A 25163-nucleotide genomic window follows, 5' to 3' on the forward strand; every position below is an offset into this window, starting at 1 on the left:
GGTGGGGAGCGAGCTATGGAAACAATCAATAAACGTAGGGTGAAACGTCGTTCCCGCATACATTCGAGCGAGCAACGCGTTGCATATATTTGTTTGATTCCCGCATTCCTTGGGCTGTTCTTTCTGACCTATGCGCCTCTTGTCGGGGTGCTCGGAATCAGCTTGACGAATTGGACGGGGTTAGCCAAGCCGGAATTCATCGGCTTCGATAATTATATCAATCTATTTACTACCGATCCTTATATCAAAGATTCGATTATCGCGACGATCTACTTCGCCATGTTATCGGTAGTCGGAAGCATGATTTATTCGCTTTTTATCGCAATCATGTTGAACCGAAAAATTCCGGCAAGAGGTTTTTTTAGAGCGATCTTTTATGTGCCGTTTGTTTTGCCTGCCGTAGCCATATATGTTGGATGGTCTTGGCTGTATGAAGCGAATTTTGGATTTTTCAATTATATCCTTTCCGAAATGGGATTAAATAAAGTTCTGTTTATTGCGGATTCCAGCTATGTGGTCCCCTCTCTTTCCATGATTGCGGTATGGCTGTCGGGGAACTTGATCGTTATTTTTTTGGCCGGGCTTCAGAACGTTCCGAACGTCTATTACGAAGCGGCGGAAATGGATGGCGCGAACGGATGGAAACGCTTCTTGCATATCACGTTACCGTGTATGACGCCGATTATCTTCTACAATCTGTTGATGAGCCTGATCGCCAATCTCCAAATCGTTACGCCAGCCCTTGCTCTGACGAATGGCGGCCCTGGCAACTCTTCAAGGTTCATGACTTACCTGATGTACGATCAAGCTTTTGTCAATTACAAGTTGGGTTATGCTTGCGCGACGACCTTCATTATTTTTGCCATCCTTGCCGCCTTTACCGGCGTGTTGTTCAAAACGTCAAATCGGTGGATCTTCTCTGAAGGAGGCGATGACAAATGAGCGAAGCCGCATACAGCAGACTAAAGAGCAAGAAACGCAATGATCGAATTATGAATATTCTAACGCTTATCGTTGTTGTTTTCTTTGCCATTCTCGTACTCTTTCCGATCTGGTGGATATTCCGAACGTCTCTGATGACGAATGCCGAGATTTATAGATTTCCTCCATCTTTGTTGCCGGACAGCTGGCTGTTCTCCAACTATGAAAAGACACTGGAAATATTTAAATTCTGGAAGTATTTATGGAATACGATGATAATCATCATTCCTTCCTGCTTGGCGGGAACGTTTACGGCCACCTTGTGCGGATATGCCTTTGCAAGGCTGCGGTTTAGGGGGAAACAGTTGATCTGGGCTCTTTGCGTCGGTTCCATGCTTTTGCCTGCCATGGTAACGCTCATCCCGCTATATATCGGGTGGACGCGGGGTCTAGGGCTCAGCGACAGCTATCTGCCATTGATTTTGCCTTATTTTTGCGGCGGCGGCGCTTTTAATATCTTTTTGATTCGGCAGTTTATTCTTTCCATACCGAGAGAACTCGACCAAGCCGCAACGATCGACGGCGCCGGATACTTCCGCATCTTGTTCAGCATTATTATCCCGGTGATCAAGCCGGCTATGATCGTCGTCGCGTTGTTTATCTTTATCGGCTTATGGAACGATTTGCTCCAACAGATGATTTACATTAATTCGAGCGACAAATATACGATAGCGCTCGGGCTTACCAACTTTAGAGGTCAATTAAAGTCAGACTGGTCGCTGACGATGGCAGCCACGTGCATGTCCTTTGCGCCTGGCGTCATTTTCTACCTGATCGGTCAAAAGTATTTCGTAGAGGGAATCACGATGACCGGGTTGAAAAATTAGTCCGGTCGTTGTCTTATTGAAAGGAGAATTATCGATATGCATGTTAAGCTTATTGATCAATTCTGGCAGCCCAAGGTGAGGCAGACTGTCCAGGAAACGATTCCTTATCAGTGGAAGGCGTTGAACGATGAAATCGAAGGCGCCGAGCCGAGTCACGCCATAGAAAACTTCCGCATCTCGGCTGGAGATCAGACGGGAACTTTCTACGGCATGGTCTTCCAGGATAGCGACGTGGCGAAGTGGATCGAAGCTGCCGCGTACAGCCTGCGGCAATTTCCTGATTCGCAGCTCGAAGCCGTTATCGATGCGGTTGTTGATTTGATGGGACGGGCTCAACGGCCGGACGGCTACTTGAATACGTATTATTCGGTCGCCGAGCCGGAAAAGCGATGGAATGACTTTTCTTTCGGGCATGAGCTTTATTGTGCCGGACACTTGATCGAGGCCGCGGTGGCTTATTACGAGTCCACGGGCAAGCGGGCCTTTCTGGACATGATGTGCCGCTACGCTGATTATATAGACCGGATTATAGGACCTGATTCGGACCAAATGCACGTGTATTGCGGTCATGAGGAAATTGAGCTCGCGCTCGTAAAGCTGTTCCGGACGACGAAAGAACAAAGGTATTTGCAATTAAGCCGATACTTCGTGGAGGAGCGCGGCAAGCAGCCGAGTTTCCTGAAGGAGGATCCGGGGTTTCGGAGCCCATCCAATGATCGCTGGTTCGATCTGGATTATCATCAGGCCCACGCCCCCGTGAGAGAGCAGGTAACGGCTGACGGACATTCTGTCCGTGCCATGTATCTGTATACGGCTATGGCGGATCTCGCGATTGCTTACGGAGACGCTACGCTAACCAAAGCGCTTCGGAAACTATGGGATCAAGTGACGACCAAGCGGATGTATATTACGGGAGGGCTCGGCTCGCAAGGCCATGCCGAACGGTTTACGATTGATTACGATTTGCCTAACGACACGGCATACACGGAAACATGCGCGTCCATCGGACTTGTCATGTGGGCATTCCGAATGCTTCAAATAGAAAATGACAGCCGATACGGGGATGTGATGGAACGCGTTCTGTTCAACGGGGTGCTGAGCGGAATATCGCTGGACGGCACGCGTTATTTTTACGTTAACCCATTGGAAGTTCATCCTGCTGTCGCGGAGTACCGTTACGATATGCATCATGTCAAAACCGAACGCGTTGCGTGGTTCGGCTGCGCTTGCTGTCCGCCCAATATTGCGAGGCTGATGACATCTTTGGATACGTACTTCTTTACGCAAAACCGAGCGGAGATCGCCATGCATCTTTATGCCTCCAATGAGAGCACATTCGACGTTCATGGGCAAAAAATAATATTGTATACGGAAACGCGTTATCCATGGAACGGAGAGATTCAGATACGAATGCAAACGGATGAGCCGACGGGCTGCACGCTTTCTTTCCGGATTCCTTCCTGGTGCAGAAATCCCTCCATCACGGTAAACGGGGAGTTGCTGGCGCTGGATGCGATCGTCAAGCGCGGATATGCATATATCAACAGAAAATGGATGGATAGCGACAACATCAAGCTGCATTTCCCGATGGTCGTCGAGCGTATCGAGTCGAATCCCAAAGTGCACGAGAATGCCGGTAAAATCGCTTTGCAATACGGTCCGCTCGTTTATTGCTTGGAGGAAGTGGACAACGGCACAGACCTCACGGATATTTGCCTTTCCGAGGATTCTGAATTCATAGCAGTGAATAGGGAAGACGTTCTAGGCGGAATCGTCGTGTTGTCAGGAGAGGGGCTGCGATCGGATCTTTCCTGGGAAGATGAACTGTACAGGCCGGTTACGCGAAAGAAGAAGAGCGTCCCCATAACGGCCGTTCCATACGCATACTGGGGGAACCGGACGCCGGGGGAAATGTTGGTTTGGATTCGGGAAAAATAATAGTCGAACTCTAGGTGGCCTTGGTCAATGACTTTGTACGATTTATCATACAATACGTAAGCAAAACGGACGAATATAGTTGTTTTATTCGAAAAATCGTACAAAGTTGAACGCTCCTGCTGTGTATTGCGATTATTTGTATGAAAAGTCGTATAAACGAGAATGTAGCTTAAGTTGGCCTTTGCATTTAGTGTGAAAAATCACACAAAATGGTCATCAGACTATAGTACGGAAATAATACCTATTGCTGCTTGGCTGTAAATGAAGTATTATGGTTTTACTTAAATATGGTTTGGCGAAGAACGCCTCGGTATCCCTTCTAATGTAAGGGAAGTCGAGGCGTTTTATTTTTGTCCAGGGAAGGGTGACACGGTTGAGTTTTGAGATCGAGCATAAGAAGTGGGTAAACGATCACTTGTCCAAACGCCATGGGGAACGAAAGGATGCTTTGAAAAGAGGCACGGATTCGGCAACCTCATATTTGCGGAGAAAATATGGTGGCCTCTAATGGGGCATTTTGCGGGCTTGCATCCGGAATATGAAATTAAAGACTGGCGAGGTCGGTCGTATTTTGTGGATTTTATTTGGATCATGGGTAGTCTTCGTTATGTTTTCGAAGTCATGGATTATGGTTCACATGGCACGGATCGTTCGAAATATCGAATGGATCTAAACAGAGCTTTGTTCTTGCAATCACAAGAATGCCAAGTGATTTCTATACCCTTAGATGAAATGAAAGAAAATCCATTGTTCGTAGGAACTATGATTCGCTGCATACTAGCCCCCTATCTAGTGGCAACGGATGAAAAAAATCGAATGCCTCGTCGCGAATATCAAAAAATCGAACGCCAGTTAATGCGTCTAGCGATTCGGCACAATCGTATTATTAGCCCAGCGAAAGCAGCGATTGAACTGGAGATTCACAAGCAAACGGTCATCAAGTACTGCCGAAGCCTTGTAGAAAGAGGTAAATTCCGAGTAATTCCAACCGGTCCGGCCGGTAAAATATATAAATACGAATACATAGGGTCATTGCAGAGTCCTGACTTATTGTGACTGTAGCAACCTAAACGTTTGGCCAGCCATTCGATTAGAATGCGGACATCATCCCATTATAAAAAAGCGGCCAAGAGAGAAATTTCCCCCTTGGCTCATCTGAATGCTCGTTAGGATCGGAAAGCCGTCACTCACTACTCCCGACTAATATTTTGCCAAGCGCACTGTTGTAAAAATCAGTCCGTCGATCGTAGAAAGGAGCGACGTTTCCTTGTTTGCGATTTTGTTGAAGCATAGCGAAATCGAACTGCGCGATCACATAGGAATCTTCATTCAGCTCGCCCGCAGCGAGGATGCCATTTTCCGTAAAAGGAACGTCGCACGGAGTAAATAAACCTGCCTGGCAGTACCCATTATCTACCTGTGGACGATCCTCGGTCAACGAGCCGACCATGCCGCTTAACGCTACAAACAGCTGATTTTCAATCGCTCTCGCTTGGGTGCAAAGGCGCACGCGGTAGTATCCGGCAGCCGTATCTGTATAAGAAGGACACAGGATAAGCTCCGCGCCGCTATCGGCGGCTATTCTAGCTAGTTCAGGGAATTCAATGTCGTAGCAGGTTAGAATGGCTAAGCGGCCCCATATCGTTTCAATTATGTTTAGCTTCGTTCCTTCAGTAAGAGACCAGCGGTTTCTTTCCTCTGGCGTTAAATGAATTTTATTCTGCTCCTCGATACGGCCATCGGGGAAAAATAGAAAGGCTTTATTCACAAAGCCGTTTCCTTCTCTGCATATATGCGTTCCGCCCAAAATAATGACGTCATAGTCTCGGCTATAACGCTGGAAAAAAGCTATATACTCATCGGTGAAGCTGCTCAGATGTGAGCAAGCCTCTTCATGCGTCATCACGGGCTGATAGCCAAGCATATGGGCGGTCATATATTCAGGAAAAATTATGAGATCCGCGCCATTATCGGCCATTTCGCAAATTTTCATTCCGAGTCGGAACCAAAAAGCGTCATCCGATTGGATATCAGCGAGACCGTACTGAGCGGTTGCAACAGTTAGTAATTTCATAGGGCCTCCTCGATCTAGGAACGAATTTGCAACGTATAAATATCCGTCCGACGATCCTTGAACGTAAGGATGTCCGTCGATTTACGATGCCGTTGCAAAATTTCCATATCCAGCTCAGCCATAATAACCGTTTCCGTGTTCTCGCTGCATTCGCCTGCAATCCCGTCTCGCGGGAAGGAGAAGTCAGCAGGCGTGTAAACGCCTGATTGCGCATATTGAATGTCTACGTTATCTACGTGCGTGAGATTTCCAACAGTACCGGAAGTAACCGTAAATACTTGATTTTCTACAGCACGGGCTTGCGCGCAATATTTGACGCGAAGGAAAGCTTGCCTATCTTCCGCACAGAAAGGAACAAATATGATTTGGGCGCCTTCTTCGGCAACGATCCGCGAAATTTCCGGATACTCGATGTCGCTGCTGAGCTGAATGGATATTTTACCGCAGTCGGTATCGAATACTTCCAGCTCCGAACCGCCGTTAATTCCCCACCATTTCCGCTCGTTCGGCGAAATATGCAGTTTGTACTGCTGCTCAATCGTACCGTCACGGCGGAACAAGTGGCCGACGTTATAAATACGATTGTTTTTTTCCACAAAATGAGAACCGCCGATAATATTAACGTTATACTTAACGGCCAATTCAGTGAATAATTCGATGTATTGCTCCGTGAACGTGCTGAGCTTCCGAACGGCAAGGCTGGGCGATCGTTCGTCCAGGAAGGAGAGCAGCTGCATCGTCACATTTTCCGGGAAGACGGCAAAATCTGATTTGTAATCGGCAGAAACATCGACGTAATGCTCGCATTGCATGGCAAATTCCTCGAAGGAGTCGATTTTTTTCATCATGTACTGAATGACGCAAATTCGCACGGGAAAGGACAACTTATAGTGCGTTTTGCTGTTGCTAGGCTTATAGTCGATGTTGTTCCATTCGAGTAAAGCTGCAAAGTTTTTCGAATCTTTGTCATCGGACAAGTAGTTCGTAATAATCCGCTTCAATGTGAATCCGTTCATCATTTGGAACGTGAGCACAGGATCATAAATGTTCTGCTGCAGCACTTCCTCCGCATACTCTCTTGGCATCATTGCATCGCTATACTTGTGATATCCTGGAATTCGTCCGCCGACGATAATACTGCGCAGGTTCAGCATCTCGGCCAACCGTTTGCGGGCCTCATACAACCGCCTGCCAATTTTCATTCGGCGATAGTCGGGATGAACCATTACCTCCATGCCGTACAGATTCGCTCCGCGCGGGTTATGGTTGCGAATATAGCCTTTGTCCGTAATCTCCGAATACGTATGCTGCTCTAAATAATCGTCGAAATTGACGATCAGACTCGAGCAAGAGCCAATAATATCGCCATCGAGCTCCACGCAAATTTGTCCTTCAGGGAAAATGCGGACATGGCTTTCCAATTGCTCTATTTTCCAAGGATCCATGTTCGGGAAACAGATATGCTGAAGTGCAATAATCTTCTCGAAATCCTCTGGTTCAATGTTGCGAATGATGACTTTCTTTTCAAATTGCGCGATCTGATTCGAAGTCATGTTTTCCTCTCCCTATTCAAGCCCAGTTTTCTACAGTATAGATGTGGTTAGTATGACCAGTATTATTGGAAAGTAAATGGAATGTAAAAAGTGACACAATGATGGCTCGTCGTTGGTTGGGGATATAATCAAAAGGGTCAAATAAACGTGCCGTTAGGGCTGAAAGGTGTGATCGCGAGGTTTTTTGGCTGTCATTAACATTACTAACTGAATTCGATATTTTAATTAATAAATCTAAGTATAAACTCAAAAAATATTTATATTGTTAATCCGTTATCCATCTGATATACTCGAAAACACAAGATGTTATAAAACTTAACATCAAATAGATGTGGGAGGAGACTGTATGATGGAAAAACGAACGGGATGGAAGGTAAGTGCTGCGTTAGCGGTATTTTTGGCAATGAATCCGGCAGTTTATGTAGCGTATGCTGACATCAATGAGGAGGGGGTTAAGCCGAAGACGCATGTTCTGGAGGCGAATTCAGACAATGTCCGGTGGGGGAATATCGGCAAGGGCGAACCGGCACTAACTGTAAATTCGGGAGATATCGTAACGGTAGAGGCGATCACGCATCATTCCGGAGATGATTACGAACGGATGATTAAAGGGGATGTAGGGGTAGAAGATATTTTCCATTGGAATGAAGCAGAGAAGACGGAATCGCTCCGCGGGCCAGGCGTACATATTATGACGGGACCTATCGCTGTAGAAGGGGCAGAACCTGGTGATGTGCTGGAAGTGAAGATTTTGGACATGAAGCTGAGGCCTAACGGCAATGAGGAATATGCCGGTAAAACGTACGGCGTGAATGCGGCGGCCAACTGGGGCTATTTGTACGGAGATATGGTCGAGGAACCGAAGAAGCGCGAGGTTGTAACGATATATGAGATGGAGTCGGACGGTGCGACGGATTATGCTACTGCGTTGTACAGCTTTAAGTGGGAACCGCAAACGGATCCGGATGGCAAAGTGCATCCAACGATCGACTATCCTGGCATTGTCGTAGATCATAATACGATTGAGAAAAACTTCGATGTGCTCGAAGGCGTGAAGATCCCGGTGCGACTCCATTTCGGTACGATGGGCGTCGCTCCGAAGGAAGCGGATATCGTCGATTCCGTTCCGCCGTCTTACTATGGCGGCAACATTGATGATTGGCGTATTACCGAAGGCGCGACTATGTATTACCCTGTATCTGTACCGGGTGCGTTGCTATCGATCGGCGATCCGCATGCAGGACAAGGCGATTCCGAAATAAACGGAACTGCGATCGAAACATCGGTAACCGGCGATATTCAAGTTATCCTTCATAAGAAGGCTTCATTGAACAAAAAGCTGAGCGGCTTGGACTTCCCGCTGCTCGAGAATGCGAACGAATGGGTTGTTCACGGTTTCAGCTATGCGAATTACTTGGAAGAGCTAGGGCCGAATGCGCAGAGTGACATTTACAAAAACTCATCCATCGATAAAGCGATGAAGGATGCGGCGTATAAGACGAAACGGTTTTTGATGACTGGCATGGATTTGAACGAAGATGAAGCATACTCGCTAATGTCAGTATCCGTCGATTTCGGCATTACGCAGGTCGTGGACGGCAATTGGGGCGTACATGCATTGATCGATAAAGGGCAGTTTGGCGAATCGGAGCTGCATCCGGTCGGATTACGAAGCAGCTTTGAAAGTTATGGCGTGAAGGTTGGCTGGGAATCGGTAGACAAGACGGTCACACTCAGCTATAACGGAAATGTTCTAGCGTTCAAGGTTGGAGAGACAATAGGAACGTATAACGGAGAGGAGATCAAGCTGGCAACCCCTGCAGGACTCATTAACAAGAAGGTTGTAGTAAGCGAGTATTTCGCAAGCTTCTATAAGGCAAAATTGTCAAAGACGGAGTAGTGTCGTTAGCTATCATCCAATAATAATAGAACAGAATCGCCTGCCGTTTGATCGGCAGGCGATTCTTATGTCGATTATATATTTAAGCCATCCTGATTTTTGTGGCGTTTCAACAGAATCTGATTCTCGACACGGACGAGCCCGTCAAGCGAGTAAATCGATTCATGCATGAAGCGCTCCATCTCCTCAAGATCCTCCACGAGAATATGGATATGAAGAATGCAAGGCCCTGTCATTTCATAAAGCACGGCAACGCGATCATTTTCTTTCAGAGCTTCAACGATATGATCCAAATGGGCGGGCTCCACTTCAAGTTCCAAGTAAGCGGAAATTTTCTTGCCCAGCTTCTCGGCGCTGATGACGATCGAGAATTGCTCGATGATCCCTTGATTGACGAGACGATCAATGCGTTCTTTCACCGCGACGCCCGACAATCCGACTTCCTTGGCCAAATCCGTGTAAGAAATGCGGCTGTTCTGAGCCAAACGCTGCAATATATGGTTATCGATAGAATCAAGCATGCGGTTTCTCCTATTTCTTTTTTCGTTATTGTAACAGAAGGCGGAAGAAGTGCCTAGCGTATGTGTGAAAAATTACATGTCAATGGATAAAGTTTGCATCATTTACATCTTTACAGGACACCTTATGGTGTTATATTATGAATTAGGACACTGATTGGTGTCGGATCATAACAAATGAAAAAGGGTGTTGATACGGATGCATATACTAACCATCGTTCTTCAAAGTTGGCTGCTTTTCTCCATGGCTTTTTTTGGCGGAAGCAAGCTTGCAGGTGCAAGTCATCAGGTCGAACTGTTTGATTCGATTAAACTTCCTCAATGGTTCCGAGTCATTACAGGCATCGTTCAGATTGTTGGATGCATTGGACTCATTATCGGCTACTGGTATCCGGAGATTGCTGCATGGGCCGCTATAATGATAGGCATTATGATGTTATTCGCGTTACTCTCGCATTTCAGAGTTAAACATCCGATCGGAAAAATCATACCGGCATTATTGAACCTCGCGATTTCTATTGCAGTAGTCATCTTATATGCAGACGAATTGTCCTATCTTTTTGGGTAAGTTCATAGCTAAGGTAGTTTCTACCAAATAAAAAACGCAACCTGATAAAGGCTGCGTTTTTTATTTGGTAGAGTCTCGTTCAACTAACGTTAAGAGACTTGCGCTTACCGCCAGGTTTCCACACCGATAGAATATACATGGTCAGCAATGACAGGGTTTGTATTACAATGCCAATCCATAACCAGGTATGATTCACCGTAAAAGCAGTCTCCGACCAAGCGTTAATCCCCGAGGTGTCGGTTAGCTGAACTCCCTTCAACGTCCAATCGTAAATCCCGATTAAGCCAATTCCGATTGACAGGAGCGTAAGCACTTGTTTGGCAATAAGCCAATTGTAGCGGAATAATCCCCATGAAGTCAGGACCGATAACAGAATGCCGGTTACGGTTGTTCCGATTGTCGAAGCTCGAACGCTCGTATCGGCGAGTAGATGCATAATAGTATAGCAGGCCTGCAGCACGGAACCTGTGTCTGTTAAGGAAGCCGTCAGAGCCAAAATGATGAATGTCGCTTGGCCTCCAAGCATGATAGAGGCGAAAATAAGATGGAGCAGCAACAGCATTTTTCTTTGTTTGGAGTTTAGTTTCTTCATGCGTGATAGAGCCTCCTGAAGTGTTGCAGTATTAGAGATTGAATCGATAGCCGATACCCCATATCGTCTCCACATATTGCGGCTTGGAAGGGTCGCGTTCAATCTTCTCGCGAAGCTTGCTGATATGTACCGTAACGGTTGCATAATCACCGAGTGCGTCCATGCCCCATAGCCGTTCGAAAATTTCCTCTTTGCGGAATACCCGGTTCGGATTCGTCATGAGAAAGAGGAGCAACTCGAATTCTTTGGCCGTAAAAGGAACTTCATTATCGTTCACGAATATTCTGCGCGATTGTCGATCAATGCGTATGCCGTGGAGCTGAAGTTCGTCTCGGCGCCATTCGCCGCTTCCTACGAGCCGGTCGTAACGTGCAAGATGAGCTTTCACCCTGGCGACCAGCTCGCCAAGCCCGAATGGTTTCATAATGTAGTCATCAGCTCCGAGCCCGAAGCCGCGTATTTTGTCAATTTCCTCATTTTTCGCAGAGACGATAAGTATCGGCACGTTGCTTGCTTCCCTAACACGCCGGCAAATTTCGTAGCCGTCCATTCCTGGGAGCATCAAGTCCAGCAGAATGAGATCGTATGGATGCTGAAGCGCCATTTTAAGGCCAAGCTCGCCCTCGCTTGCAATATCCGCTGCGAAGCCGCTTGCATCCAGGTAGTCTTTCTGCACTTCGGCAATAACCGGATCATCTTCGACAATCAATATCCGTTTCATAGCTGATCTCCTTTCTTAGTTGATGCTGGCTGCAGAGCCGGAAACGTCATCACAATCGATGTTCCCGTGCCTGGCGTGCTAAGCGCGATGACCGAACCGCCGTGACCTTCAACAATTTGCTTCACAATGGCAAGCCCTAAACCGCTGCTGCCTGCTTCCGAACGGCGCGCCGTCTCCGCCCGAAAAAACTGGTCGAACACATAGGGGAGCGCAGGCTCTGGAATGCCTGACCCGTTATCTGTCACTCGGACCGTGACAGCTCCACTTGAGTCATCTGTGAGTTCAAAATGAAGCAACCCCGGCTGAATTTCCATATGTTTGATGCTGTTATCGACAATATTGAGCATCGCACGGTGCAGCTTATCCCGATCGGCGGGAATGAGCGGATGGCCATTACTGCTCCCGCCATCGCTCAAACTGCTGCTGTAAGAAACATCTACGTCGTTCATTCTCGGGTTCTGCCTTAGTTCGTCTACAAGCTGTTGCAAGAACGCCGAAATGTCCAGATTCTCGAAGTGGAAGGGCAGTTTCCCAATATCCAAAGTGGAGTATAGAAGCAGCTCCTCTATCATCCGATTCATGTCAGTTGTTTTATTAGCAATCATCGTGACGTACTTCTGCCGTTTCTCTTCCGTATCCGCGATTCCGTCTTGCAGACATTCAACGCAGCCTTGTATCGCCGTAATAGGTGTTTTTAAATCATGGGAAATGTTCGCGAGCAGTTCCTTGCGATTCGTCTCCAGCTGCAGCTCGTCGCTAATGGAATCCTTCAGCCGGATGCGCATTTCTTCGAAAGCAAGACCAAGCTGACCGATTTCATCCTGCCGCTCCAGATGAACGGCTTGGTCCAGATTGCCTTCACGAATTTGTCCTGCTGCTGCCTTAAGCGCATAAAGCGGCTTAATAATGCTGCGTGAGACAATGAACGTTAAGACGCCATTTGTCAGCACAAGCGCCCCAAGCAGCGTGAACAGAACGGTCGGCATGAACCTTCGGAAGAAGCGGGCTACCGGCTCCATATCAGATACGATGACAAGTGTGCCGGATTCACCACCGGGTTCTATGTACGAAATGCGGTCTAAGCTGAAATTAGATCCGCTAGACGGGCCAGGGTGTGAGAAACGGTTCTCCGCCTGATCTTGTTCTATTTCCTTATTCAACTCAGCCACAATGTCGGCTTCCGATAAGCCAGGGGAGATATAGCTAACAGTTGAATCACTGGAAATCAGCAGGATGCCCGCATCTACCTTTGCGAGCTCGGATTCGGTCTCCTTGATGAATGTAGGATCATGGAGCAGACGAGGATCATGCTTGGCGATAAACCGCAAGCCGGAGGCAAGTTCATTGCGTCCACCGAACAAGTCACGCAGTGCTGAGAACGGAATTGAATGCTGCTGCGACGTTTCTTTATCCGCGCTAGGCGTTATATCTCGCATGAAAGCCCCATAGGCAAATACGGCCGTAACACCAAGCAGCACAACCGGTACGACAATCATCGCTATATAGGATAGAAGCAATTTGGTTCTTATCAACATGAGGCACACAACTCCTTTCCATCCCATTGTAATAGTTAACCGTTAAGCATGCATAAACCAATTCTAAAAAAAGTCTAAAATGACGCTCGCTTCTCCACGTCATATCATCTCAAATAATAAAAAGCCCCGTTCGGGGCTTTTATTATTTATGTCGGGGGCAGTGATTCAGTGAAGTTTTTGCTTTAAGATATTCGAATCATTTATTCATATTATTCAATTTTACAGAAAATTATCCAGATTTTACAATAGGGTCAACGGTATCATGGTGGAAGGAGATACCACAGAAGGGGGATTTAAGATGACAATCTCGGTAATTACTCGCGGCAATCCAGCGGTTTCTCACTGTGCCTTTACGTTTGATGACGGTCCGATGAGGATTCCTATTGACGCATGGCTGGAAGCCTTGGAGCAGGGAGGCGCGTGCGGGACGTTTTTTTAACGGGCGAGTGGTTCGACCGATACCCGGCGAAAGCAAAAGAAATGCTAGCTAGGGGTCATGAGCTCACAACGCATACGTACCATCACCGCAGGATGGCCGATGTGACCAAAGCCGTCTTCTTCGAAGAGCTGAAGCTGGCTGAGCTTGCTTATCAAGAAGCAACGGGAAGGCCGTTTCCGGCCTTCATGCGTTTTCCTTACGCCTCTTATAGGGAGGAGAATTTGGAATGGCTAAGGGAGTGGAATTATCTGGTCATCCAGGGCTACAAGCGCTCTCAATGCTAGTCCAGTCAGATGGCGAAACGCGTTTTGTCGCCCGCAGCTTTGCCGATCAGCACTGGGCATACGTGCGTGCTTCCGTCAGCGGTAGTGCGCTCGTGCTGGAGGACTTCGCTACGAAGGAATCCCATGCGGATGCCCTGACATATATCCTGCAATGGGCGGCTCACGAGGCATCTAGCTTGGGTTGTGAGTGGGTTACTAGTACACAGGACATACGCCGTATCCATAAGCTGTGTGAACAGCTTGGCTTCGAAGCGGAGATTGTTTAGCAAGAAGGATAGCAGCTAATATAAAGACATATATCCAGTTCACCTTTATCCAATTAAAACCAATGTTTGCTTTACTTATATGTTCTTTCTCTCTCAATCCTCTATTTACATTCCCCCTATCAAAGCCGATAATAGTATGGTGGAAAATTATTGTAAATAGGGGAGAGACTAAAAATGTCCAAATGGGGTAAAAAAAGCTTGTACATCATCCTGTGCATAGTCACGATGGTTGTGTTCGCAGGTTGTGGAAAAGAGAAATCCGAAGAGGAGAAAATAAAGGAACAGGTAGAGCAAGCTTTCAAGGATGCGGGGATACAGCTCGAAGATTCATCTCAGTCAGAGGAAAAGCCTACTGTAGAATCGACATTAATGGAAATTAACAACTTCGTCATCGGGGATATTTGGAACGATGGGCTAGTTAACATCGGCCACTATGCCTACAGTGGAACTGATGCAACAGGACAAACCATGGATATTGACTTCATGATCCAGCAACTCGGCAAGGCGATGGAAAAGAAAGCCGAATACGATACGTATATCCAGGGATTAGATTCAACGTATGATGATGTAAAACAATTGTGGACGAAGGTTTCCGGCGAGATTGATACCTTGTATAAAAAACTTCAAGAAAATCCACCAAAAGCTAACGACGAAGATTATGAGTTTGATACCGGATTGTACCAGCAGTACAGTGATGCTTTTTCGGAAGCAGTAGATGTAATAAATCAAAAATAATGAGCAACGTTATTCAACTGTCGATTAGGAAAAGTAATATTAAATAGATTTGCAGCAAAAGGAAAGTATCTGAGAAAAATCAACCCAGTACCGTGCAGGTGCTGGGTTTTTTGTATTAAAAGTCATTATATATATGTCAGGTGGAGGATCATACAACTTTTCTATTGACGACACCTTTTATGAGAGAGTATTATTTTACCAATTTAGATTAATTAGTGGGGAGGATACAGATGTCTAATATTCAAGCAATCGTACTGGATCTGGACGGAACCTTGCTTGGCAGTGATAAATCGATATCTCCTAGAAATTATGAGGCTGTTAAAAGATGTTTTGATTCTGGAATTCATATTATTATTGCCACGGCGAGGCCGCCTAGAGCGGCTAATCAATTTCTGAAGATGTTCCCTTTTGTAGACTACATGGTTTATTACAACGGTGCTTTAGTTACATGCAAATCTAAGCAAAATGAGCGGCACATTAGTATTCATATGGAGATCAGCCAGCAGATTACTCCGACCAAAATTTTAGTTCTAGGTTGCTGCAAATGGGGGGAGATACGCGAGCAATTCGGCGACCATGTGAACGTGATCGCAACAGATGAAGGGGTATTGGTTCAAATCATGCATAAATCAGCGCCGTACAATGGGTGTTAAGCGATATCGAAGTGAAATCAGAAAATGTAATGGTATTCGGGGATGATTATAACGATTTAAGCTTATTCCAGATGTTCGGATTTCCGGTCGCAATGGACAACGCGATAATTGAACTTAAGAATTGTGCAGCACACGTAACCGATTCTAATGATAATGATGGTGTTGCTGTTGCCATTGAAAGATTTGTGGTGCAAATAAACGATAAGGTGGTGCAGGATTGAACTTCATTATCATAACCTTTTCTTTAATCATTTCAACGATATCATCTATCCTTATACTGAAGAACAGAAACAGCAAATGGTTTAGTGTTTTATCAGCATTTGCTATCAATGCAATCATGTTGGGAGCAGCATACGGGTTCCTGTACAACTTTGACGAGGAGTCAAAATGGTTTGGAATAGATTTTCATCGTCGTTATACATTATTAATGTACATTCCAATAGTTACTTGGATTAATTTTATTATTCTCTCTTTTGTAAGCAAAAGGGAAGTGAGTTTTTTCGGTGATAAGAGGAATTTAAGCTAGAGCTACAGACGGATATCATAAAATGAGCCAGAAAAAAGATGATTCCTGTTCAAAACAGAAATCATCTTTTTTAGCTTTGCTATTCTTCATTTATTTCAAGTCGAAACGATCCGCATTCATGACTTTGACCCATGCAGCGATAAAGTCACGCACAAACTTCTCTTTGTTATCGTCTTGCGCATAAACTTCGGCAATGGCACGCAGAACGGAGTTCGAACCGAAGGCTAAGTCGACTCTAGAAGCAGTACGTACGACTTCGCCTGTTTTCCGATCGCGTCCTTCGTATACGGTTCCGCTAATAGGCGTCCACGCAACGTTCATGTCGAGCAGGTTAACAAAGAAGTCGTTCGTGAGTGTGCCTGCACGATCCGTGAACACGCCATGTTGGGTACCGCCGTAGTTCGTACCTAGAACACGCATGCCGCCTACTAGAACCGTCATTTCCGGTGCCGTAAGGTTCAGCAATTGCGCTTTGTCTACCAGGAGCTCTTCCGCACTTACACTGTAATACTTCTTCAGATAGTTGCGGAAGCCATCAGCGACAGGCTCGAGCACAGCGAAGCTTTCCACATCCGTTTGTTCTTGGGTAGCATCGCCGCGTCCCGAAGCGAATGGAACAGTGACATTAAAGCCTGCCTCTTGTGCAGCTTTCTCAACTGCGGCACTGCCGCCTAGAACAATCAAGTCGGCCAAGCTTACTTTCTTATCCAGATCATCTTGAATGCCTTCTAGAATCGTAAGCACTTTGGTAAGCTGCTGCGGCTGATTGACTTGCCAATCCTTCTGTGGAGCAAGAGCGATACGGGCACCATTGGCGCCGCCGCGCATATCAGAGCCGCGGAAAGTGCTAGCCGAAGCCCAGGCTGTTGTTACCAGCTCGCTTACTGTAAGTCCCGATTCTAGAATCTTTGCTTTAAGTTCGTTTACTTCCGCATCTGTTAACGTATAATCAACAGCCGGTACGGCATCTTGCCAGATCAGAACTTCATCGGGAACTTCAGGGCCTAAATATCTTGCAAGGGGACCCATGTCACGGTGTGTAAGCTTGAACCAAGCACGGGCAAACGCGTCCGCGAACTCTTCAGGATTCTCATGGTAACGACGGGAAATCTTCTCGTACGCTGGATCCACGCGCAATGCCATATCCGCAGTGGTCATCATCGTCGGAACTCGAACGGATGCATCCTCTGCATCTGGGGCAAGATGCTCTTCAGCTTGATCGATAGCAGCCCATATATGAGCGCCTGCCGGGCTCTTCGTAAGTTCCCACTCATACCCGAACAGAAGATCGAAGAAACCATTATCCCATTTAGTCGGATTAGCGGTCCAAGCGCCTTCAACGCCGCTGGTGATCGTATCGCGTCCTTTGCCGGACCCGTGTGCGCTTAGCCAGCCCAAGCCTTGTGCTTCGATAGGAGCAGCCTCAGGGTCTGGACCGACAAGAGCAGCATCGCCTGCACCATGTGCCTTGCCGAACGTATGGCCGCCGGCAACGAGCGCAACCGTCTCTTCATCGTTCATTCCCATGCGTCCGAACGTTTCGCGAATGTCGCGAGCGCTTCCAAGCGGATCCGGATTACCGTTAGGACCTTCCGGGTTGACATAGATAAGACCCATTTGAACGGCAGCAAGCGGATTCTCAAGCTCACGATCGCCTGTGTAACGCTTATCTCCCAGCCATTCCTTCTCATTACCCCAATAGATATCTTCTTCCGGATGCCAAACGTCGGCGCGTCCTCCGCCAAAACCAAACGTCTTGCCGCCCATCGATTCAATCGCGACGTTACCTGTCAGAATCATCAGGTCGGCCCAAGAAATTTTGTTGCCATACTTTTGCTTAATCGGCCACAGCAGCCTGCGTGCTTTATCAAGGTTGCCGTTGTCCGGCCAGCTATTCAGCGGAGCAAAACGTTGTGTGCCGCTTCCAGCACCGCCGCGCCCGTCGCCTGTACGATATGTACCCGCAGAGTGCCAAGCCATACGAATAAAGAATGGGCCGTAATGTCCGAAGTCAGCCGGCCACCATTCTTGACTATTAGTCATTAGAACGACTAGATCTTGTTTAAGAGCATGATAGTCTAACTTTTGGAACTCTTCCGCATAATCAAAATCTTCTCCCAAAGGATTAGATTTTCTGTCATGCTGATGGAGAATATTCAGGTTTAACTGGTTAGGCCACCAATCACGATTCGAAGTCCCGCTTGATTTGAAGCTAGTAGCGCCTCCGTGCATAACTGGGCACTTTCCTGCTTGAGAAGAAACTGTAGCGTCCACATAATCATCTCCTATTCGTATAATGAAGTAGCAAATCAAAATTAGTACATATTCTCTTTATAAAGCTATATACAAATGAATACAATAGCAGATTTAAAAGTTCATCCAATCTTCACTCAACTCTGATAATTTACGGGTGTTGCGCCTTGTATGACGATCGTCACTTATCATATGACGGTCTTTTTTTATATATTTATTTTCGAAATGGACAATGTCTTAGAAGGAGTGGGATGGGTGGATAGAGAAATGGAAACAAATCAATACAGTGTAAGGAAAATTTTGGGGTTATGGGCTTTGGTCGCGTTGCCGATGGCTTTTTTTCGATTCGTCTTGCTGCCCATTCTTGTGCCGATCGTCCCTTTTCACCCGGGTATTCTCTATTGGATATTAATGATTGTAGGGATGATCTGGCAGTTTGTACTGTCTGTCATAATCTTGAAGAGAGAACTTGGCGATATAAGCTGGGAGAAGCTGAAAAAAAGACTGTGGTTAAATCATCCTATACATCCGAAAACGTTCAAAGTTTACAAAATCGCTTATTCATTCACAATTCCAATCATTATTTATGCATTTTTCTTTGAAAGCTCAGGTTTGTTCGGGTTTATAGAAGAAGCGATTAATCGGACTTTTCCTTTCATGGCGCCTAAAGCGTATACCGAAATCGAAAGTTTAGCGACCCCTGAATTTGTCGGCGCTTGGTATGTGCTCGGCATTGCTCTAATTAGTTGTTTGTTTAATTATTTGCTTGGGGAAGAGTTGTTCTTCCGAGGCGTTCTTCTGCCTAAGATGAAGGGAGCCTTCGGCAAATGGGATTGGGCCATGAACGGCGTATTGTTCGCGGCTTACCACCTTCATAAAATATCGGAAATCCCTTTGTTTATCGTCGGTTCGCTTTTTTACGGTTTTTTAAACGCCAAATACCGCAGCTTCTGGCCGTCCATCATCATACATGGTGTCGAAGCCATTCCATTGCTGATAGGCGTTTCGGCCGTCGTTTTTGGTTTCCTATAATGTTCTATTACTAAGAGATGAGTGGTCTCATGCGTTTTTCAGCGGTTCATACCTTAAGCAATACGAAGGTGTCTAGACTATTTTTCTATGGATTAGCTTGCGCTTATGTGGTCCTGCTATTGTTATATTTTGTTCTATCTCAATATAAGGGCATTATCGTAATAACAATCCTGATCGGGCTCTATTTCTTAAGGCATTCCAACTATGTGTTGAACCATCCTAAGTTTCATTCCATTGCAACCGTATCTCCAATCGTGGAGATTATTCTTCTTTTTCTATTATTTCTGCGAAGCGGTACGGAAATCGAGAGTATCGTATTTGTTCTCTTTGTTGCCGATCTTCTCCTAAACTACAAGTCGTGGTACGCCTTGCCTTTTGCCTACGGCGGCTTTGCAGCCTATCTTTTCTTTTGGCCAGCGGATGATAATGATTTGTGGCGGAATGTCTACTATATTTTGAGCTATACCTGTCTGGTCATTCCGATCTGGGGCACCAAGCTGCTGCTTAATCAAAGGGATATGAACCTACGATTGAACGAAGCTTTGGTTCAGGAAGTGAGAACAAGGGAAGAGTTGGCGGTATTTAAGGAGAGAACCCGCATTGCGGAAGAAGTTCATGATACGGTGGGTCACTCTTTAACGACAGCGATCGTTGCTTTGGAGGGGGCGCAGCTGCTCTTTGATATAAAGCCGGAGGAAGCCCGCCACAAGATCCATGTCGCGCGCGAACAATTGAAGCAGGGACTCGGCAACATCCGGCAAGTCGTCCGAACATTGAATGTCATAGACGGGAATGTAGAAGGTTTGGGGCTTAAGGAAGGAATACACAAAATTGTGAATGATACGGAGAAGCAGACAGGCGTTCAATTTATATTCAATTATGAAGTAACTGCCTCGCTCATCTCTCTTCAGGAATATGTCATGATCAACTCCATTAAGGAATCGATCACCAATGCTCTAAAGCACGGCAAAGCGACCATGGTCGATATTCGTATCGTAGAGCAACAAGATACGATTCATATGACGGTAAAGGACAATGGAACAGGCAGCGATTCGGTCATTTACGGCTTCGGTCTGAAAACGATGGAGAAAAGAATCGAGGCCATCGGAGGTCAAATGAGTGTGCGAAGCGAGCCGAACAATGGTCTCACGCTCCAAGTCCGAATGCCTATCGCAAGGGGGGAGGAGTGGTGAATATCGCTCGCAAAATCAGCGTCATGCTTGTGGATGATCAGAAAATTATGTTGGAAGGTTTGGAAACGCTGCTTTCGATTCGCTCGGACGTGGAGATTGTCGGGACGGCTCAAAGCGGTGAAGAAGCGCTTGACCGGCTGCGTTCTGTTGTTCCCGATGTTATCCTGATGGACATCCGGATGCCGGGCATGGGAGGCGTACAGGCAACCGAAATCATTAAGGAGCGATATCCGCAGGCGATCATCCTCATCTTAACGACTTTCGACGATGATGCGTATATCATAGAAGCTTTAAGCAACGGGGCTGCAGGATATTTGCTTAAAGACATCGATAGCGAGAAACTTGTTCAATCTATGTATGAAGCTCTTTCCGGCAATTTGCTTCTGACCGGCAAGGTGGCTCACAAGCTTGCTCTTAATATCCGCAATAAGAACAATCGGTTTGATAGAGCCGGTATGGACTTGGAGTTGACTCCTAGAGAGCTAGATCTTGCAAGACTTCTTGTGGAGGGCTACAATTCAAAGGAAATTGCCGAAAAATTATTTTTGACTCAAGGTACGGTGAAAAACTATTTAAGCGAGATATACACCAAGATCGGCACCAATGACCGGGCTAAAGCGGTTTTGTTATTAAATAGTTATTTATCGTTATGATAATTCGACGGCTATGAAACGACCTAGGAGGGTAACGATGAGTATAACGAAAGTAGAAGCAAACGGAGCAAATATTGCCGTTGTAGGCGGCAGCGAGATCGTAATAGAGGATGTTCAATCCGCATTGGATCTAATGGCTACCATTAAATACGAAACAGACTGCGAGCGTTTTGTGATAAGTAAAGACCTGGTCAGCGAAAGCTTTTTCGATTTGAAAACAGGTCTGGCCGGCGAAATTCTTCAGAAGTTCATCAACTACCATGCGAAGGTTGCATTTGTCGGAGATTTTTCGATATATCCAAGTAAAAGCCTTCGCGATTTTATATATGAATGCAATAATGGGACAGATTTCTTCTTCTTGCCGACCGAACAACAAGGGATTGAAAAGTTAAGTTTGTTGAAATGAAGTTTGAACGGGAGGGATATACGTGTCGGAAGTAAGGCACAGTCATGCTGAATATCCAATGGTGATCATTCCAGCAGGTGAAGTTGAATTACGAGACGATCGTATAAAGAAGCAATGGACGTTAGAAGTGAATTCTTACTTGCTGGCACCGGTACCTGTTACGAAGGAGCTGTTTTACTCGACATTGCAAAAACCACTTGCACCAAATGACCATCCCCAAACCCCGGTTGTGGAAGTCTCATGGAATGATGCGATATTGTTTTGCAACAGCTTGTCGGAGCGTTCAGGTCTAGAGGCATGTTACACGGTAAGTGATGATGGCCAGAGTGTCGATTGCAATTGGAAGGCGAGCGGCTATCGTCTTCCAACCGAAGCGGAATGGCAGTACGCATGCAAAGCAGGCACGACCGGGTATCGGTACGGCGAGCTTGATCCCATTGCTTGGTATCAGGATAATGCCGAGGGGATCGTTCACGAGGTTGGAAAGAAAGAGCCGAATGCGTGGGGACTCTACGATATGTTGGGAAATGTGTGGGAATGGTGTTGGGATGTGTATGATGTGAACGTTTACGGCTCTTACAGAGTTTTCCGCGGCGGGAGCTGGGCGGAAGAAGCCAGAGGCTGCGGTGCGACTTGCCGCCGTCGCAGTCATCCCTCGTTCCACATCGATGATCTCGGATTTCGCCTTGCCAGGTCTTTAATAGAGTGAATGATGCGAGAGCGCGCTAATAGCCTGAAATTAATGGATATATAAACATGGATGCGAGGTGATAAGATGAGCAATCAACATGCTGACAACGATAAGCCTGTTGGCAAGACGGCATCCGTTGGCTTCCAGATTGGCGTTCGGAGAACGTTGCCGATTACGCCTGAACAAGCTTGGTCTTTCTTGACTTCACCGGAAGGGCTGCGATTATGGATAGGTACCGTATCTGGCTTGTCCTTCAAAGAGGGAGAGACGTTTACTTCCGAGGAGGGCATTACAGGTCAATTCAGAGTAGTAAAGCCTGAGAAGCAACTGCGCTTGAAGTGGGGAAGGAAAGACTGGGAGAAGCTTTCGACATTGCAAATCCGACTGATCCCCAATAAACCCGACCGAACTACCATTAGCTTTCATCAAGAAAACCTGGATCATTCGGGCACGCGAGATCAAATGAAGCAATTGTGGGAAAATGCGCTGAACGAAATGGGAGCTTGAGACGTAAGACAGTTCGATAAACAATGAGAAGAAGTCCACGATTAAGGTCGTGGACTTCTTTTTTTACTGTCCTACCAATCTGTCTGCGTATTCCTTGGCGTTCTCTCAGACCAGGCACTCAGCGCTATCCATTCGACGGATCCCATATTGAATCACTTCACTCCCATTCATCGGATAGTTCATTATACCATTGAAATATTTTTTGATAATGAGAATGATTCTTACTATAATGAGAGAGTTGGTAAATGAACAGACATGGATGGTGAACATGATGACGTTGCAGGATCAATTACCATTATGGAATCATGCAGCTATAAGAGTGCTTGATGTTCGTCGGTCTAATTTGCAATTGAGCGAGAGTATGAAGGGCTTCCGATTGCCGGCTAGCGCATTCCTGCTGGCAGTAAAGGGAGCAGCCAAGATCCTAATTGATGGAACCGAGCATAACGTAGATCGCTGTTATGTATGCCATGCCGGCAAAGGCGCGACGATAGACATTGTTCAAGTGGCAGAACAAATCGATTATTATTTCATTTTCTATAAAGCGGTTCTCGTACTGCCAAGCCGAAAGGAACTTTTGAACGTATATCGAGATCATAATCCGTTCCAAATGCAGTATGGCTTCGCTCCTGCTCATCCACTTGGTCTCTTATCGAAGATAGAGAGTATGCATTCCTCTTGGCTGCTTGGCGCTCAATTGGAGAAATTTCATGTAAGGGCATCATTTCATCAATTCGTTTACGACATTTTGCAGCAGCTTCATGCGCTTGAGGGAGCAGCGATGAGCCAGTCGGACCTCGTAAGCCAAACGATTCGTTTTATGGAGGAACGCTACATAGATCCGATAAGTCTGACGCAATTGGCGGATGCCCTTCACTGCACCGAGAGAAAACTGCAGCGATTATTCAAATCGAAGCTTGGTTTAGGACCGATGGAATATCTTATTCAAATCCGCATGAATCATGCGCAAGCGATGTTATCGAATACGAATGTATCGCTTAAGGTTATCGCAGAATCGGTAGGTTATGGGGATAGTTATTATTTTAGCAAGGCGTTTAAGAAGTATACCGGCGTCTCACCTCTCCATTTCCGTCAAAACCGTCGGAAAAGTACATCACCGTTGTCGCGTTATTCCATTGGCGTGAATCAACTCCTCTCCTATAATAATGATTGTGATAATCATTATCAATATACCGACGGGGGAGTAAAAGGAATGAATCGGAGCAAGAGATCAGTATTGGCGGTAAGTTTGATGTTGAGTTTGATTTTATTGTTGAGCGCATGCTCGGCAGGGAGTAACGGAGGTAACAATACCAATGGAGCGAGTCCAACGGCCTCGCCTTCTAATACGGCTGCAACAAGCACGAATGCGCCGCAAGCAGCTCAGCAAGCGTATCCGGTCGTTATTAAGCATGCGAAGGGTGAATTAACCCTCGAGCAGCATCCGGTGAAGATTGCAGTGCTTGATACGAAGTTCGTCGATCAGCTGGTAACTTTAGAAGAGCAGCCTTCGGGCAGCGTCAAGGCAGCCGCGGACAAATCCGATTTCCCTGCTTACTTGGTTAACAAGCTGACGGACGTGAAGGTGCTTGGAACGAGGGATGAGCCTAATCTGGAAGCTATCGTCGCCATGGAACCGGACTTGATCATTTGCACCGAATTTCAAGATAAAGTGTATGACAGCTTGACTAAGATTGCTCCTACCATCATGCTCGACTTCAATGAAGACTGGCGCGATACGTTGGTTACGATTGGCAAAATCGTAGGCAAGTCGGAAGAAGCGAATGCGGTCCTGGAATCCTATAAGGAGAAAACAGCGAAGCTGAAAGAGGAGCTGAAGGCTAAGCTCGGAGATCAGACGGTCGCGTTAATAAGACCACGGGATGAAGGCATTCGCGTTCATACAGCAGGGCATCGTGCGGCTGCGATCCTATACAATGATCTTGGCTTGTCCGCTCCGCAGCAGGTACAGGAGCAGCAGGACAGCGCCTATGAAATCTCGCTTGAAGCTTTGCCTGAAGTAGGAGCAGACCATTACTTCCTTGTTCAGGACGATATGTTCAAGAAAGTCGTTGAGGAGATCCAGCAGTCCGAGGTTTGGAAAAGTATCGATGCCGTGAAAAATAATCAAGTGTATGACGTTGATTCGAACGTATGGATTGCTTATTATGGTCCGATCGCCATTAATATGGTTGTAGACAGAGTCGCGGAAGTGTTCCTTGGAACTCCATAATATACCGAAGCAGCTGTCAAAGTCGGAGTGGGGAGATTTGAAAGGAAGATTTAAACTCACTTTTGAAAATGAAACTTCTCACACA

At 46.3% G+C, this 25163-nt stretch carries 26 protein-coding genes; 19 read left to right on the forward strand and 7 right to left on the reverse strand.

Going from position 1 to position 25163, the window contains the following annotated elements:
• Positions 1-15: 15 nt before the first annotated feature.
• The 4 genes from AC0YN0_RS09860 to AC0YN0_RS09875 all read left to right on the forward strand — a co-directional run bounded on the left by AC0YN0_RS09860 (position 16) and on the right by AC0YN0_RS09875 (position 4802).
• A complete protein-coding gene (locus tag AC0YN0_RS09860; RefSeq protein ID WP_475821121.1) occupies positions 16-942 on the forward strand; it encodes a carbohydrate ABC transporter permease in 927 nt (308 codons plus the stop codon).
• On the forward strand, positions 939-1808 hold the full coding sequence (locus AC0YN0_RS09865) for a carbohydrate ABC transporter permease (protein WP_475821122.1): 870 nt from the start codon (positions 939-941) through the stop codon (positions 1806-1808). The genes AC0YN0_RS09860 and AC0YN0_RS09865 overlap by 4 nt, the downstream gene beginning before the upstream one ends.
• A gap of 36 nt (positions 1809-1844) precedes the next feature.
• Positions 1845-3746: a glycoside hydrolase family 127 protein gene (locus AC0YN0_RS09870; protein WP_475821123.1), complete on the forward strand. Its 1902-nt coding sequence runs from the start codon at positions 1845-1847 to the stop codon at positions 3744-3746.
• Positions 3747-4253: 507 nt separating this feature from the next.
• Positions 4254-4802 (forward strand): hypothetical protein, encoded by a 549-nt coding sequence (locus AC0YN0_RS09875; protein ID WP_475821124.1) that lies wholly within the window; start codon positions 4254-4256, stop codon positions 4800-4802.
• Positions 4803-4929: 127 nt separating this feature from the next.
• Here AC0YN0_RS09875 and AC0YN0_RS09880 read toward each other — a convergent pair whose 3' ends face one another.
• Together AC0YN0_RS09880 and AC0YN0_RS09885 are read right to left on the reverse strand one after the other, a co-directional pair.
• The gene (locus tag AC0YN0_RS09880; RefSeq protein WP_475821125.1) at positions 4930-5820 is read right to left on the reverse strand and encodes a carbon-nitrogen hydrolase family protein; all 891 of its coding nucleotides are present in this window, start codon (positions 5818-5820) and stop codon (positions 4930-4932) included.
• 14 nt (positions 5821-5834) lie between these two features.
• Positions 5835-7373, reverse strand: a complete 1539-nt coding sequence (locus AC0YN0_RS09885; RefSeq protein ID WP_442052103.1) for a GNAT family N-acetyltransferase — start codon at positions 7371-7373, stop codon at positions 5835-5837.
• A 346-nt stretch (positions 7374-7719) separates the two neighbouring features.
• Between AC0YN0_RS09885 and AC0YN0_RS09890 the strand changes: the two genes are divergently transcribed.
• On the forward strand, positions 7720-9273 hold the full coding sequence (locus AC0YN0_RS09890; RefSeq protein ID WP_475821126.1) for an acetamidase/formamidase family protein: 1554 nt from the start codon (positions 7720-7722) through the stop codon (positions 9271-9273).
• Between the two features lie 74 nt (positions 9274-9347).
• On the opposite strand, the gene AC0YN0_RS09895 is transcribed toward AC0YN0_RS09890, so the two are convergent.
• Positions 9348-9794, reverse strand: a complete 447-nt coding sequence (locus AC0YN0_RS09895) for an Lrp/AsnC family transcriptional regulator (RefSeq protein ID WP_475821127.1) — start codon at positions 9792-9794, stop codon at positions 9348-9350.
• Positions 9795-9990: 196 nt separating this feature from the next.
• Here AC0YN0_RS09895 and AC0YN0_RS09900 point away from each other — a divergent pair, with 196 nt between their 5' ends.
• The gene (locus AC0YN0_RS09900; protein WP_475821128.1) at positions 9991-10359 is read left to right on the forward strand and encodes a DoxX family protein; all 369 of its coding nucleotides are present in this window, start codon (positions 9991-9993) and stop codon (positions 10357-10359) included.
• Positions 10360-10438: 79 nt separating this feature from the next.
• Here the strand turns inward: AC0YN0_RS09900 and AC0YN0_RS09905 are convergent, their stop codons facing one another.
• From AC0YN0_RS09905 to AC0YN0_RS09915, 3 genes are read right to left on the reverse strand one after another with little or no spacing between them, the layout of a single operon-like run.
• On the reverse strand, positions 10439-10951 hold the full coding sequence (locus tag AC0YN0_RS09905) for a hypothetical protein (protein WP_475821129.1): 513 nt from the start codon (positions 10949-10951) through the stop codon (positions 10439-10441).
• Between the two features lie 31 nt (positions 10952-10982).
• On the reverse strand, positions 10983-11672 hold the full coding sequence (locus AC0YN0_RS09910) for a response regulator transcription factor (RefSeq protein ID WP_475821130.1): 690 nt from the start codon (positions 11670-11672) through the stop codon (positions 10983-10985).
• Positions 11669-13207 (reverse strand): sensor histidine kinase, encoded by a 1539-nt coding sequence (locus tag AC0YN0_RS09915; protein WP_475821131.1) that lies wholly within the window; start codon positions 13205-13207, stop codon positions 11669-11671. Before AC0YN0_RS09915 ends, AC0YN0_RS09910 begins: the two co-directional genes overlap by 4 nt.
• A gap of 298 nt (positions 13208-13505) precedes the next feature.
• Between AC0YN0_RS09915 and AC0YN0_RS09920 the strand changes: the two genes are divergently transcribed.
• The 6 genes from AC0YN0_RS09920 to AC0YN0_RS09945 all read left to right on the forward strand — a co-directional run bounded on the left by AC0YN0_RS09920 (position 13506) and on the right by AC0YN0_RS09945 (position 15805).
• A complete protein-coding gene (locus AC0YN0_RS09920; protein WP_475821132.1) occupies positions 13506-13646 on the forward strand; it encodes a hypothetical protein in 141 nt (46 codons plus the stop codon).
• Entirely contained in the window at positions 13628-13930 is a 303-nt protein-coding gene (locus tag AC0YN0_RS09925; RefSeq protein WP_475821133.1) for a polysaccharide deacetylase family protein, read from the forward strand. The genes AC0YN0_RS09920 and AC0YN0_RS09925 overlap by 19 nt, the downstream gene beginning before the upstream one ends.
• The gene (locus AC0YN0_RS09930) at positions 13924-14196 is read left to right on the forward strand and encodes a hypothetical protein (protein ID WP_475821134.1); all 273 of its coding nucleotides are present in this window, start codon (positions 13924-13926) and stop codon (positions 14194-14196) included. The genes AC0YN0_RS09925 and AC0YN0_RS09930 overlap by 7 nt, the downstream gene beginning before the upstream one ends.
• A 174-nt stretch (positions 14197-14370) precedes the next feature.
• Positions 14371-14931, forward strand: coding sequence for a hypothetical protein (locus AC0YN0_RS09935; RefSeq protein ID WP_475821135.1), 561 nt, complete (start codon positions 14371-14373; stop codon positions 14929-14931).
• Positions 14932-15161: 230 nt separating this feature from the next.
• On the forward strand, positions 15162-15584 hold the full coding sequence (locus tag AC0YN0_RS09940) for an HAD family hydrolase (protein WP_475821136.1): 423 nt from the start codon (positions 15162-15164) through the stop codon (positions 15582-15584).
• Positions 15585-15595: 11 nt separating this feature from the next.
• On the forward strand, positions 15596-15805 hold the full coding sequence (locus AC0YN0_RS09945) for an HAD hydrolase family protein (protein WP_475821137.1): 210 nt from the start codon (positions 15596-15598) through the stop codon (positions 15803-15805).
• 395 nt (positions 15806-16200) lie between these two features.
• Here AC0YN0_RS09945 and katG read toward each other — a convergent pair whose 3' ends face one another.
• Positions 16201-18384, reverse strand: coding sequence for a catalase/peroxidase HPI (gene katG / locus AC0YN0_RS09950; protein WP_475821138.1), 2184 nt, complete (start codon positions 18382-18384; stop codon positions 16201-16203).
• A 246-nt stretch (positions 18385-18630) separates the two neighbouring features.
• On the opposite strand from katG, the gene AC0YN0_RS09955 reads away from it, so the two are divergent.
• The 7 genes from AC0YN0_RS09955 (at position 18631) to AC0YN0_RS09985 (ending at position 25078) form a co-directional block, all read left to right on the forward strand.
• Positions 18631-19395: a lysostaphin resistance A-like protein gene (locus AC0YN0_RS09955; RefSeq protein ID WP_475821139.1), complete on the forward strand. Its 765-nt coding sequence runs from the start codon at positions 18631-18633 to the stop codon at positions 19393-19395.
• Between the two features lie 29 nt (positions 19396-19424).
• The gene (locus AC0YN0_RS09960; RefSeq protein WP_475821140.1) at positions 19425-20588 is read left to right on the forward strand and encodes a sensor histidine kinase; all 1164 of its coding nucleotides are present in this window, start codon (positions 19425-19427) and stop codon (positions 20586-20588) included.
• A complete protein-coding gene (locus AC0YN0_RS09965; protein ID WP_475821141.1) occupies positions 20585-21241 on the forward strand; it encodes a response regulator in 657 nt (218 codons plus the stop codon). The genes AC0YN0_RS09960 and AC0YN0_RS09965 overlap by 4 nt, the downstream gene beginning before the upstream one ends.
• Positions 21242-21278: 37 nt before the next feature.
• Entirely contained in the window at positions 21279-21647 is a 369-nt protein-coding gene (locus AC0YN0_RS09970; protein ID WP_475821142.1) for a DUF4180 domain-containing protein, read from the forward strand.
• A 58-nt stretch (positions 21648-21705) separates the two neighbouring features.
• Positions 21706-22356 (forward strand): formylglycine-generating enzyme family protein, encoded by a 651-nt coding sequence (locus tag AC0YN0_RS09975; RefSeq protein WP_475821884.1) that lies wholly within the window; start codon positions 21706-21708, stop codon positions 22354-22356.
• Between the two features lie 66 nt (positions 22357-22422).
• On the forward strand, positions 22423-22845 hold the full coding sequence (locus AC0YN0_RS09980) for an SRPBCC family protein (RefSeq protein WP_475821143.1): 423 nt from the start codon (positions 22423-22425) through the stop codon (positions 22843-22845).
• 229 nt (positions 22846-23074) lie between these two features.
• On the forward strand, positions 23075-25078 hold the full coding sequence (locus tag AC0YN0_RS09985; RefSeq protein ID WP_475821144.1) for an ABC transporter substrate-binding protein: 2004 nt from the start codon (positions 23075-23077) through the stop codon (positions 25076-25078).
• Positions 25079-25163: the final 85 nt, after the last annotated feature.

The organism is Paenibacillus sp. J22P218, from assembly GCF_056269195.1.

Excerpts from the sequence above, each read along its gene's own strand:
- AC0YN0_RS09860 (WP_475821121.1), top strand. The coding sequence starts at position 16 with ATGGAAACAATCAATAAACGTAGGGTGAAACGTCGTTCCCGCATACAT.
- AC0YN0_RS09865 (WP_475821122.1), top strand. The coding sequence starts at position 939 with ATGAGCGAAGCCGCATACAGCAGACTAAAGAGCAAGAAACGCAATGAT.
- AC0YN0_RS09870 (WP_475821123.1), top strand. The coding sequence starts at position 1,845 with ATGCATGTTAAGCTTATTGATCAATTCTGGCAGCCCAAGGTGAGGCAG.
- AC0YN0_RS09875 (WP_475821124.1), top strand. The coding sequence starts at position 4,254 with ATGGGGCATTTTGCGGGCTTGCATCCGGAATATGAAATTAAAGACTGG.
- AC0YN0_RS09880 (WP_475821125.1), bottom strand. The coding sequence starts at position 5,820 with ATGAAATTACTAACTGTTGCAACCGCTCAGTACGGTCTCGCTGATATC.
- AC0YN0_RS09885 (WP_442052103.1), bottom strand. The coding sequence starts at position 7,373 with ATGACTTCGAATCAGATCGCGCAATTTGAAAAGAAAGTCATCATTCGC.
- AC0YN0_RS09890 (WP_475821126.1), top strand. The coding sequence starts at position 7,720 with ATGATGGAAAAACGAACGGGATGGAAGGTAAGTGCTGCGTTAGCGGTA.
- AC0YN0_RS09895 (WP_475821127.1), bottom strand. The coding sequence starts at position 9,794 with ATGCTTGATTCTATCGATAACCATATATTGCAGCGTTTGGCTCAGAAC.
- AC0YN0_RS09900 (WP_475821128.1), top strand. The coding sequence starts at position 9,991 with ATGCATATACTAACCATCGTTCTTCAAAGTTGGCTGCTTTTCTCCATG.
- AC0YN0_RS09905 (WP_475821129.1), bottom strand. The coding sequence starts at position 10,951 with ATGAAGAAACTAAACTCCAAACAAAGAAAAATGCTGTTGCTGCTCCAT.
- AC0YN0_RS09910 (WP_475821130.1), bottom strand. The coding sequence starts at position 11,672 with ATGAAACGGATATTGATTGTCGAAGATGATCCGGTTATTGCCGAAGTG.
- AC0YN0_RS09915 (WP_475821131.1), bottom strand. The coding sequence starts at position 13,207 with ATGTTGATAAGAACCAAATTGCTTCTATCCTATATAGCGATGATTGTC.
- AC0YN0_RS09920 (WP_475821132.1), top strand. The coding sequence starts at position 13,506 with ATGACAATCTCGGTAATTACTCGCGGCAATCCAGCGGTTTCTCACTGT.
- AC0YN0_RS09930 (WP_475821134.1), top strand. The coding sequence starts at position 13,924 with ATGCTAGTCCAGTCAGATGGCGAAACGCGTTTTGTCGCCCGCAGCTTT.
- AC0YN0_RS09935 (WP_475821135.1), top strand. The coding sequence starts at position 14,371 with ATGTCCAAATGGGGTAAAAAAAGCTTGTACATCATCCTGTGCATAGTC.
- AC0YN0_RS09940 (WP_475821136.1), top strand. The coding sequence starts at position 15,162 with ATGTCTAATATTCAAGCAATCGTACTGGATCTGGACGGAACCTTGCTT.
- AC0YN0_RS09955 (WP_475821139.1), top strand. The coding sequence starts at position 18,631 with ATGGAAACAAATCAATACAGTGTAAGGAAAATTTTGGGGTTATGGGCT.
- AC0YN0_RS09960 (WP_475821140.1), top strand. The coding sequence starts at position 19,425 with ATGCGTTTTTCAGCGGTTCATACCTTAAGCAATACGAAGGTGTCTAGA.
- AC0YN0_RS09970 (WP_475821142.1), top strand. The coding sequence starts at position 21,279 with ATGAGTATAACGAAAGTAGAAGCAAACGGAGCAAATATTGCCGTTGTA.
- AC0YN0_RS09975 (WP_475821884.1), top strand. The coding sequence starts at position 21,706 with ATGGTGATCATTCCAGCAGGTGAAGTTGAATTACGAGACGATCGTATA.
- AC0YN0_RS09980 (WP_475821143.1), top strand. The coding sequence starts at position 22,423 with ATGAGCAATCAACATGCTGACAACGATAAGCCTGTTGGCAAGACGGCA.
- AC0YN0_RS09985 (WP_475821144.1), top strand. The coding sequence starts at position 23,075 with ATGAGAGAGTTGGTAAATGAACAGACATGGATGGTGAACATGATGACG.